Source organism: Megasphaera intestinihominis (genome assembly GCF_040096415.1).
Lineage (GTDB): Bacteria > Bacillota > Negativicutes > Veillonellales > Megasphaeraceae > Megasphaera > Megasphaera intestinihominis.
Genome location: NZ_JBBMEU010000072.1, coordinates 1 through 10,050, shown reverse-complemented (window position 1 = coordinate 10,050; position 10,050 = coordinate 1). Strand labels below are relative to the sequence as shown.

General features: G+C 51.2%; 8 protein-coding genes. 5 read left to right on the top strand and 3 right to left on the bottom strand.

Going from position 1 to position 10,050, the window contains the following annotated elements; all coding sequences use genetic code 11:
• Positions 1-347 precede the first annotated feature (347 nt).
• Genes WMO23_RS09870 through WMO23_RS09860 form a run of 3 tightly spaced genes read right to left on the bottom strand, consistent with a single transcriptional unit; the run spans position 348 to position 2,287 of the window.
• Entirely contained in the window at positions 348-665 is a 318-nt protein-coding gene (locus WMO23_RS09870) for an ABC transporter permease family protein (protein WP_292105893.1), read from the bottom strand.
• The gene (locus WMO23_RS09865; RefSeq protein ID WP_303267862.1) at positions 646-1,350 is read right to left on the bottom strand and encodes an ABC transporter ATP-binding protein; all 705 of its coding nucleotides are present in this window, start codon (positions 1,348-1,350) and stop codon (positions 646-648) included. The genes WMO23_RS09870 and WMO23_RS09865 overlap by 20 nt, the downstream gene beginning before the upstream one ends.
• Positions 1,322-2,287 (bottom strand): ABC transporter substrate-binding protein, encoded by a 966-nt coding sequence (locus WMO23_RS09860; protein ID WP_020311257.1) that lies wholly within the window; start codon positions 2,285-2,287, stop codon positions 1,322-1,324. Before WMO23_RS09860 ends, WMO23_RS09865 begins: the two co-directional genes overlap by 29 nt.
• A 259-nt stretch (positions 2,288-2,546) precedes the next feature.
• Here WMO23_RS09860 and WMO23_RS09855 point away from each other — a divergent pair, with 259 nt between their 5' ends.
• The 5 genes from WMO23_RS09855 to larA all read left to right on the top strand — a co-directional run bounded on the left by WMO23_RS09855 (position 2,547) and on the right by larA (position 9,946).
• Positions 2,547-3,800, top strand: coding sequence for a pyridoxal phosphate-dependent aminotransferase (locus WMO23_RS09855; protein ID WP_020311256.1), 1,254 nt, complete (start codon positions 2,547-2,549; stop codon positions 3,798-3,800).
• Between the two features lie 26 nt (positions 3,801-3,826).
• Positions 3,827-4,627, top strand: a complete 801-nt coding sequence (gene proC / locus WMO23_RS09850) for a pyrroline-5-carboxylate reductase (RefSeq protein WP_349173934.1) — start codon at positions 3,827-3,829, stop codon at positions 4,625-4,627.
• A gap of 445 nt (positions 4,628-5,072) precedes the next feature.
• Entirely contained in the window at positions 5,073-6,620 is a 1,548-nt protein-coding gene (locus WMO23_RS09845) for an L-lactate permease (protein WP_349173932.1), read from the top strand.
• A 476-nt stretch (positions 6,621-7,096) separates the two neighbouring features.
• The gene (locus WMO23_RS09840; RefSeq protein WP_020311253.1) at positions 7,097-8,518 is read left to right on the top strand and encodes an FAD-binding oxidoreductase; all 1,422 of its coding nucleotides are present in this window, start codon (positions 7,097-7,099) and stop codon (positions 8,516-8,518) included.
• Between the two features lie 144 nt (positions 8,519-8,662).
• Entirely contained in the window at positions 8,663-9,946 is a 1,284-nt protein-coding gene (larA, locus tag WMO23_RS09835; protein ID WP_296821032.1) for a nickel-dependent lactate racemase, read from the top strand.
• Positions 9,947-10,050 lie beyond the last annotated feature (104 nt).

Here is a 10,050-nt window from a genome sequence, read left to right as displayed (position 1 = left end):
GCCTTATGGCCGCATCGTAGGGGCCGATCTTCAACCTCTCAGACCGCCTTTGGCGGTCAGCTCCCCTATAAAGGGAGCCTTGAGCGACCCGCTGTGATATTTGACCACAGCCTATTCAGAATGATGGCTCGTAGGACTGCGGCTGCTAACGACTGACTGCTAAGCTGGTAGGGGCGCCCACGTGGGGCGCCCGTTCGGAATAATGGTATATCCCTCATACATGACAGGTGATGCAGGAAAACACGCACATATATCAGCATACGTTATGCTCACATGGTCATAGCGGGCTTGCCACGTGCAAGCCCCTACGATATCGCATACAGGTGATAGTCATTAACAGCTGACGGCTACTTCTTCCACGGGCAGAGTTTTCGTTCGGCTATATCGAGGGCCATGTAGGCGATGATGCCGATGGCGGCCAGGGTCAGGATGGCGGCGTACATTTCTTCATAGTTGCGGACTTCCATGCGGTACAGGCTGGATGCGATGTGCGGCCAAAGGACGCCTGTCGTCATCAGGGCATACCAGGTCTGGCAGACGCGGTACGGTTCCGGCAGCAAGGGCTTGTTCAGTACCATGCTGGCCGCCTGCCATAAGGCGCCGATGATGAAAAAGGCCAGCAGGAGATGGGCCATATCGATGGGATCACTTGTTTTTCCGGACATCTTCGATGACACCTCCTGTCCTGGCGAAGACGATGGTCTTGTCACCCAGGGCCGCTGCTTCTTCCGGACTGTGGGTGACGAGAATCGTCGCGGTCTGACTTTTTACGATGTATTGTTGGAAGAGGTCATGGCATTGACGGCGCATGTCCGGGTCCAGGGCTGAGAAGGGTTCATCCAGGAGCAGCAACTTCGGCTGCATGGCCATGGCCCGGCCCAGGGCGGTCCGCTGTTTCTGGCCGCCTGAGAGTTCCCCCGGATAGTGATGGCGGACGGCTGTCAGGCCCAGCGTGTCCAAGAGGGAGGCCAGCTGGTCCTTATCCAGGGGAGAACCGTGGAGCCTGCCTGGAAGGAGAATATTTTCTTCGACCGTCTTCCACGGGAAAAGGCCATAGTCCTGGAAGACGATGGCCAGGTCCGGCCTGGGAGCGGTCATTTTTTGGCCTGCAAAATAAATCTGCCCTTCTGTCGGTGCCTGCAGGCCGGCGATGAGGCGCAGCAGTGGCGATTTCCCGCAGCCCGACGGCCCGGAGACGGTCAGGTGCTCTCCCTGGGCGAGGCTGAATGAGATGTGCTGGAGCACGGCCTGGATGCCCCTGCGGCTGTGATAGGCGAGGCCCACGTCGTCTAAGCGCAGCAGCGGTCCGGCCATAGGCTGATTACTGGACATGGGCGACCATTTCGTCATAGCTGTAGGCCTTGGGCAACAGGCCTTTTTCTACCATCCAGTTCATGATACGGCTGACTTCTTCTTCTGTCGGCAGGGCGTGGGCCGTATAAGACGGCGTACGGTACGAACCGGCGACGGCGGCCGGGATGTTGGCCTTCTTCATAGCCATGTCGCGATAGGCATCGGGCTGGCTGTCCAGTTTTTCGATCGCTTCATTGTAAGCGTCGAGGAAATGGGCTGCGTCGTCATGATGCTTTTCAATCATGTCCTGAGTCAGGACGACGACGGACTGGGAATAGTTCTTTTGGAGTTTCGTATCGTCGATGACGACGTGGGCTCCCTGCTGGACGGCATAGGCTGCCAGCGGGTCCGGCAGGATGGCGGCCTGGATATCTTTACCGGCCAGGACGGCTTCCGTGCGCAGGGCCAGGTTTGGCATCTGAACGGTGTGGACTTCGGCGGCCGGAATCCCCAGTTCCTGTTCATACTGGTTCATCAAATAGTCCATCATGGTATTTTCTGAAATGGCGACGGAGGCACCGGTCAGCTGCTGCGGCGTCGTAATGCTGCTGTTCGGCGACGATACGACGAGGAACCGGCCTTCCTGGGGGACGGCACCGAGAGCCATGGCGACGACGCGGACGTCTGTACCGGCTTTTTTCAGCAAGGCCGTGACGATCATGTCGGTCATCATGCCGTCCAGTTCACCGGCTTCCATGGCTTTTTGCTGGTCCGCAGCGGAGCTGAATTCAATGACCTGGACGTCGACACCGTGTTTGGCAAAGAGTTTTTCTGTTTCTGCCGTATAGAGGGGCAGGCTGTCGTCGATGCGCAGGACGCCGATTTTGTACGTCTTCTTGTCATTCGAGCCGGACGGGCTGCCCTGGCAGGCTGTCAGCATGAGGGCCGAGCAGGCCAGCACAGCGGCTAATACAAAACGTAATACACGATTCATGGGAAAGACCTCTTTTCATAGAATAAAAATGCATAAAAGTAACACGAAATATGTTATATACTCTTTATTATAGGAGAGTCATGATATAATTTCAACCGTTTTATGCCAAGATAGCAAATGGGATTAACTTTGATTGTCCAAGAGGCGTTATTCCTTTTGTATTTTGAATACATGACAGATATATGCAATATGTTTATTGTCTTTCGATTTTGAATGTGGTATAAATGTATATGTACATAAGAAAGGGGAGTTGATTCATATGGTAAAAAGTGTTGCCGCACCGCAGGCAAAAGGGAAGAGTGCTGAAGATAAGATTTTTGGTGCTAACAACCGTGCCGTAGCTTTGACCGAAAAATTGGGGGCAGATAAAGTTATTAATGGGACAGTCGGTTCCATGCTCGATGAAGATGGGAATCTCATCATGCTCGACGTCGTCCAGAAAGCCTATAAAGCCTTGACGCCGAAAGAAATTGTCGCCTATGCGCCGATCCAGGGCTATCCCGATTATTTGGAAGCTGCTATCGACCAGTGCTTCGGTGAATCCCGTCCGGAAGGCTACATCCGCGCCTGTGCTACGTCCGGCGGTTCCGGTGTCCTCCATCACGTCATTCACAACTATTCCGAATGGGGCGATGAAGTCCTGACCAGTGACTGGCATTGGGGGGCTTACGGTTCCATGTGCAACGATAATGGCCGCAAACTCCGTGAATTTGAACTGCTCACGCCCGATGGCCATTTCAATATGGAAAGCTTCAAAGCCAACGTCAGCGACATGGTTGCCAAACAGTACAACACGGTTATCATCATGAATTCGCCGGCCAACAACCCGACGGGTTACGGCCTCTCCGATTCGGAATGGGACGAAGTCCTGGCCTTCTTGAAAGATGTCGTCAAAGGCAAGGATAAGAACATCATCTTCGTCTCCGACGTCGCTTATCTCGACTACAGCGGCGAAAAACATGAATGCCGCAAATTCTTCAAGAAATTCGGCAACATGCCGGACAACGTCCTCATCGTCGTCGCCTACACCTGCAGTAAAGGCTTCACCATGTATGGCCAGCGTATGGGCGCCATGATCTGCGTCACGCCGAACAAGGATATTGCCGATGAATTCGTCGCCATCAATCAGTATACCAGCCGCGCTACCTGGTCGAACTCCAACAGCGCTGCCATGAAGGTCATGGCCAATATCTGCAAGGACCCGGCCAAAGTCGCTGAACTCGATGCGGAACGGGCTAAATATTTCCACCTCATCCAGGAACGGGCTGACTTGTTCATGAAAGAAGCCGATGAATGTGGCTTGAAATATTTGCGTTACATTTCGGGCTTCTTCATCACAATCCCTATGGAAGGGTCCCAGAAAGTCTGCGATGAACTGGAAAAAGAAAATATCTTCCTCGTTCCCTTGGGCAAAGGTATCCGCCTGGCTGTCTGCTCTGTTTCCAAGAAGAAGATCCACGGCCTGGCTGCCAAGATTAAAGCGACCTTGGATGCCGTCGGCGCTAAACAGTAAGTCCGTATCGGAAAGGGAGGCTTCCTATGTTCCAGACAATCGGTGTCTGCGGGACGGGCAATATGGGCCGGGCCATCGTCAAAGGCCTGGTAGCTGCCCATGCCATTGCTGCAGACCATATCTATCTTTATAATATCCACAAGGAAAAGGCCGAAGCCCTGGCCAAAGAAACGGGAGCTGTCGTCGTCGACACGCCGGGAGAACTGGCACGCCAGTCCCAGGGCCTGATCATGGCCGTCAAGCCGAACATCATGGAATTGGCACTGGAAGCCGTCCGGGAATCCCTTCCGGCCGATAGCGTCCTCATTTCCATCGCCGCCGGCATCTCTTTGGAAAAGCTGGCCTTTTACACCGGTCCGGAAACTAAAATCGTCCGGGTCATGCCCAATACGCCGGCCATGGTCGGCGAAGGCATGGCCTCCGTATCGCCCAATGTCAACGTGACTGAAGCCGAAACGGCCGATGTCGTCGCCATCTTTTCCAGCTTTGGCAAAGCCGTCGTGACCGATGAAAAGCTCATCGACGCCGTCTGTGGCCTGAGCGGCAGCGGTCCGGCTTACGTCTATATGTTCATCGAAGCCCTGGCCGACGGCGCTGTCCGCGAAGGGATGCCCCGCCAGATGGCCTATACCTTTGCGGCCCAGACCGTATTGGGAGCAGCCAAGATGGTCCTGGAAACAGGCCGCCATCCCGGTGCCCTGAAAGATGACGTCTGCTCGCCAGGCGGCACGACTATCGAAGCCGTCCGGACCCTGGAAGAAAGCAGCTTCCGCGCTGCCACCATGAACGCCGTCATCGCGTCGGCAGAAAAGAATAAGAGTTTATAGTTTGTAGTATGGAGTTTGTAGAAGAGGGCTTTAAATTAAAAAAACATTTACTAAAAACTACAAACTGCAAACTTAATACTCAAAAAGAGGCTGTCCTAATGTGACAGCCTCTTTTTTTGCACGGTTATGCGATTTATACATAAAACGTTAAATTACATAAAATCATTTATAAAATGATAAATGATTATTTACGGCTTATAAACTCCACATTTTAGTGCAGTAATATGCAAAATAGTAAACATTGGTGTTCGCTATATCGAAAATAGGTATACGCTCATGTCCAAATGTAATTTACAAATATGACATTGAGGTATATAATAACAGTATAGAGCTTGTATCCGGATGCAATCTAAGTGAGAAATGGCGTTATTCGTGGTTCGTTCATGAATAAGCCCCCGCCTGTTAGAGGCGTGAAAAGTATTTTATTATGAAAGGGTGGTATGTAATGGTTATATTGGCCTTGCTCCCAATCCTATTCCTAATCGTAGCATTGGGGTTCTTGAAGATGACCGGTTGGAAAGCGTGCCCAATCGCGGCTATCATCGCATTTGTTGTCGCTGTATTCTGTTATAATATGTCAGTTCCCATTGCCATTTCGGCAGCCCTCGAAGGCGTAGCCCTGGCATGCTGGCCGATTTTGCTGGTCATCATCATGGCCCTGTTCGCTTACAAATTGACTGTAGCCACAGGCAGCCTGGAAGTCATCAAACAGATGCTGACCACTGTCAGTGAAGATAAACGTGTCGTATTCCTGCTCATCGCTTGGGGTTTCGGGACGTTCATGGAAGGCATGGCAGGTTTTGGTACTGCTGTTGCTATCCCGGCTGCTATGCTGGTTGCCCTCGGGTATCCGCCGATCAAGACCATCGTCGCCTGCTTGATTTCCAACGCCGTAGCACCGTCCTTCGGGTCCATCGGTATCCCGACGACGACCATGGCTGCTGTCACCGGTTTGGATGCCGGCGTCCTGGCTACGAAAGTCTCGATTGTATCCTTTATTCCTGACCTCATCGCTCCGTTCCTGATCGTCATCTGCATCGGCGGCGGTATCAAAGCCATCAAAGGCGTCGGTATCGTAACCCTGCTCTCCGGCCTGGCCCTGGCTATTCCGGAACTGTTCATTTCCATGACTATCGGCGCTGAACTGCCGGTCATGGTTTCGTCCATCATCATCATGGCTGTCATCGTCCTCTATTCCCGCGCTTGCAAGACGACAAGCAATCCGGAATACAAGTTCGATATTGACACGACAAATCAGAAAGCTGTTTCCTTCGGTGAAGGCGTCAAAGCAGCTATGATTTTCATCCTTATCTTCATATTCCTCGTCGGTACGTCGAAACTGTTCCCGTTCATCAACGGTCCGCTGGCTTCGATTAAAACGACTGTTCCTATCTATGCCGGCCCGGGTGCCAAACCCTACACCTTCACATGGATCGCTGTTCCTGGCGTCATGATTTTCATCGCCACCATCCTCGGCGGCCTCTATCAGGGTGCTTCCATCGGTAAGATCGCTCAGGTCTTCAAAGATAACTTCGTCGGCCTGCGCTTCACGTACCTGACCATCATCGCCGTCGTCGTCGTCGCTAAGATCATGACCTACTCCGGCATGACCAAGGAAATCGCTGATGCCCTCGTATTTGCAACAGGCAATGCATATCCTATCGTTGCTCCGTTCGTCGGCGGTCTTGGCGCATTCATTACCGGGTCCTGCACGAACGCCAACGTTCTCTTCGGGCCGTTGCAGACATCCGTTGCATCCAGCCTGGGCATGAGCCAGCCGTGGCTTGCAGGTGCCAGCTCCCTTGGCGGTTGTATCGGCAAGATGCTTTCGCCGCAGAGTATCGCCCTTGGTATCGGCGCTGTCGGTGCTGTTGCTGAAGGCAAGGAAGGCGAAGTCATGCGCGGTACTGTTGGTTATTGCCTGTTCATGCTGGTCATCGCAGGTATCATTACCATCATCGCTCCGAGCGTCGTTCCCTTCTTAGTCAACTAAGCGAATAGAAAACGCCATATAGCAGAGATGCATAAAAAGGTATGCTACATATCCATGTAGCATACCTTTTTCTATAATAAACAATGTGATATAATCGGATGTGAAATGTTCTATATGCGAAACATTTCCTTACGGGAATAATACTGTATTACCAAGATGCATATATAAAAAATAAGAAAAAATAAATACTATTTAAAATTTTACGTTTTGTTTTAGATTATTTAAAAATCGACAGTTCTTATGATAAGTTGTCATAGAACACGATGAATCAATCGAAAAATGATATGCGTAAAATGTGCAAATGTAATTTACATGCATGAAGAAGTAGAGTATAATAATACCCGTAAGAGATAAACGGAAGATAAAAATGATGCATGAATTTATACTTTCGTTATATTCGGTCTTAGATCTGGTCGTCATGACTAGATGAAGCAATAAGTGTTAGGCTTATTTTTAATTATTTGGAGGTATGTATTATGGCAAAAGGTAAAGTTTCCCCGGAGTTGATTGAACAGTTCAAACAGATCGTCGGCGAAAAATATGTTTATACGGACAAAGATAAACTCGAACCGTATTCCCATGACGAAGTAACGGACCCCCATTACATGAAAGAACCGCAGGTCGTTGTTCTTCCGGCTACTACTGAAGAAGTTTCCAAAGTCGTTAAGCTCTGCTATGAAAACGATACGGTCATGGTTCCTCGTGCAGCTGGTACGGGCCTGGCAGCTGGTGCTGTTGCTACCTTCGGCGGCGTCATCATCTCCATTGAACGTATGAACAAAATCCTCGAAATCGATAAAGACAACATGGTTTGTGTTTCCGAAGCCGGCGTTACCACGTCTGTCCTTCAGGATGCAGTCCAGAAGGAAGGTCTCTTCTACGGCGGCGACCCCTGCAGTGGGGACTCCTGCTTCATCGGCGGTAACGTTGCAACCAACGCTGGCGGCAACCGCGCTGTTAAATATGGCGTAACTCGTGACCAGGTCATGGGCATGGAAGTCGTTACTCCGACTGGCGAAGTCGTAACTCTCGGCGGTAAATTCCGTAAGAACGCTACAGGCTACATGCTGATGCACCTCTTCATCGGTTCTGAAGGTACCCTCGGTATCATCACCAAAGTTTACCTCAAATTGGTTGCTCTTCCGAAATATCAGCAGGACCTCCTGGTTGTATTCGACAACCTCGACGATGCTATCGCTTTGACACCGAAAGTCATGAACGCTGGTATCACTCCGGTCTGCGTAGAATTCATGGATAACGCTTCCATCAAACAGGTCGAAGTATTCCTCGACGAAAAACTGCCGAAATCTGAAAATGGTAACTACATTATCATCCAGATCGCTGGCGACAACGAAGACGTCCTCATGGATCAGTGCGAAAAAATCGTTGAACTCGCTGAAGACAACAAGGCTATCGACTCCCTGGTTGCTGACCCGGCTGTTATTTGGAAATCCCGTAAAGCATACCTCGAAGCTGACCGCGCTCGCAGCTTAGTCTTCTCCATGGAAGATATCGTCGTTCCGATGACGGAAATCCCGGGTGCTGTACAGCAGATTTCCCGCCTCGGCGAAAAATACAATGTTGCTATGCACTGCGCTGGCCACTGCGGCGACGGCAACGTCCATATCGATATCTTGAAAGATGACCGTACTCAGGAAGAATGGGAAGAAATGCTTCCGAAGATCCAGGGCGAAATCTACGCTCTCGTCTACAAACTCGGCGGCCGTCTCTCCGGTGAACACGGCATTGGCTACAAACGTGAAGCACTTCTTGAAAAATACACCGACCCGGTTGAACTCAAGATGATGAAAGCTGTCAAGAAAGCACTGGATCCGAAGAACATCATGAATCCGGGCAAAGTTGTCAGCATCAACGACGAAGTTCCTGTCGAAGAATAATTCACAGTTACATACTAAAGGAAAAGGGCAAGGCGCAAGGCTTTGCCCTTTCTTCTTTTTTACATCCAAAAACATATTGTTTATGCAACTACAGGCTATTCACAAACATATATATAGCAATGAACTAAGAAAGGATGTACAGTTATGCATACATTTAGCTTGCCCTTTGGCAAAGAAAAAATCAAATTCGAACTGCCGGAAGAACAGGTCGCCGGCGTCCTCGTCTCCCACGCCCATGAATACAAGGCGCCGAAATCGGAAGCGGAACTCGTCGCCGATGCCCTGGCCAACCCGATTGGCAGTCCGAAATTAAGCGAATTGGCAAAGGGGAAGAAGAACTGCGTCATTATTTCCAGTGACCATACCCGCCCGGTACCGAGCCACATCATCATGCCCCAGCTCCTGGCAGAACTGCGCAAGGGGAACCCGGATATCGACATTACCATCCTCATCGCTACGGGCATGCACCGGGCTACGACTAAGGAAGAATTAATTGCCAAGTATGGCAAAGAAATTGCGGAACATGAAAAATTCGTCATCCATGTCAGCCGCAACGACGAAGACATGGTCAGCGTTGGTACTTTGCCCTCTGGTGGTGACTGCCGTATCAACAAAGTAGCCGCTAATGCGGACTTGCTCATTTCCGAAGGCTTCATCGAACCGCATTTCTTCGCCGGCATGTCGGGTGGCCGTAAATCCGTCCTGCCTGGTATTGCCAGCAAGGTCACGGTCCTGGCCAACCACTGCTCGGAATTCATCAACAGCCCCAACGCCCGCACGGGTATCCTCCAGGGCAATCCCATCCATGAAGATATGCTCTATGCGGCTAAAGCGGCTAAATTAGCCTTCATCTGCAACGTCGTCATCGATGCGGACAAGAAAGTCATCGCTGCCTTTGCCGGCGACCGCGAAAAAGCTCACTATGCCGGCGTTGACTTTGAAATGAAACTGGCTGGCGTCAAACCCGTCCCGGCTGACATCGTCATCACCACCAACGGCGGCTATCCCCTGGACCAGAACATTTACCAGTCCGTCAAAGGCATGACCGCTGCCGAAGCGACCTGCAAAGAAGGCGGCGTCATCATCGACGTATCGTCCTGCTCTGACGGTCATGGCGGCGAAGATTTCTACAACAACCTGAAGAATGCCGAATCCATCCAGAAAGCCATGGACGAAATCCTGGCCCGCGGCCGCAACGAAACGGTCTTCGACCAGTGGGAAGCCCAGATCCTCATGCGTATGCTCCTGAAATTCACTATCATCATGGTCACTGAAGCCCCGCAGCAGATGGTCGAAGACATGCACATGAAATACGCTGCCTCCATCGACGACGCCCTGGCTATGGCCAAAGACGTCCTGGCGAAAAAAGGCATTACCGACCCGAAAATCACCGTCATCCCCGATGGCGTATCGGTCATCGTGAAATAAGAACCATTTGTCGCTCGTAATATGGTGTTTGTAGGGGCTCGCACGTGGCGAGCCCGCCGGGGATATGCGAGATACTTGTAAACTTGATTTGTGTGAGCGGGCGT

Bases quoted from the DNA above. Each gene is read 5' to 3' on its own strand.
- WMO23_RS09870 (WP_292105893.1), bottom strand. From the start codon at position 665: ATGTCCGGAAAAACAAGTGATCCCATCGATATGGCCCATCTCCTGCTG.
- WMO23_RS09865 (WP_303267862.1), bottom strand. From the start codon at position 1,350: ATGACGAAATGGTCGCCCATGTCCAGTAATCAGCCTATGGCCGGACCG.
- WMO23_RS09860 (WP_020311257.1), bottom strand. From the start codon at position 2,287: ATGAATCGTGTATTACGTTTTGTATTAGCCGCTGTGCTGGCCTGCTCG.
- WMO23_RS09855 (WP_020311256.1), top strand. From the start codon at position 2,547: ATGGTAAAAAGTGTTGCCGCACCGCAGGCAAAAGGGAAGAGTGCTGAA.
- proC (WP_349173934.1), top strand. From the start codon at position 3,827: ATGTTCCAGACAATCGGTGTCTGCGGGACGGGCAATATGGGCCGGGCC.
- WMO23_RS09845 (WP_349173932.1), top strand. From the start codon at position 5,073: ATGGTTATATTGGCCTTGCTCCCAATCCTATTCCTAATCGTAGCATTG.
- WMO23_RS09840 (WP_020311253.1), top strand. From the start codon at position 7,097: ATGGCAAAAGGTAAAGTTTCCCCGGAGTTGATTGAACAGTTCAAACAG.
- larA (WP_296821032.1), top strand. From the start codon at position 8,663: ATGCATACATTTAGCTTGCCCTTTGGCAAAGAAAAAATCAAATTCGAA.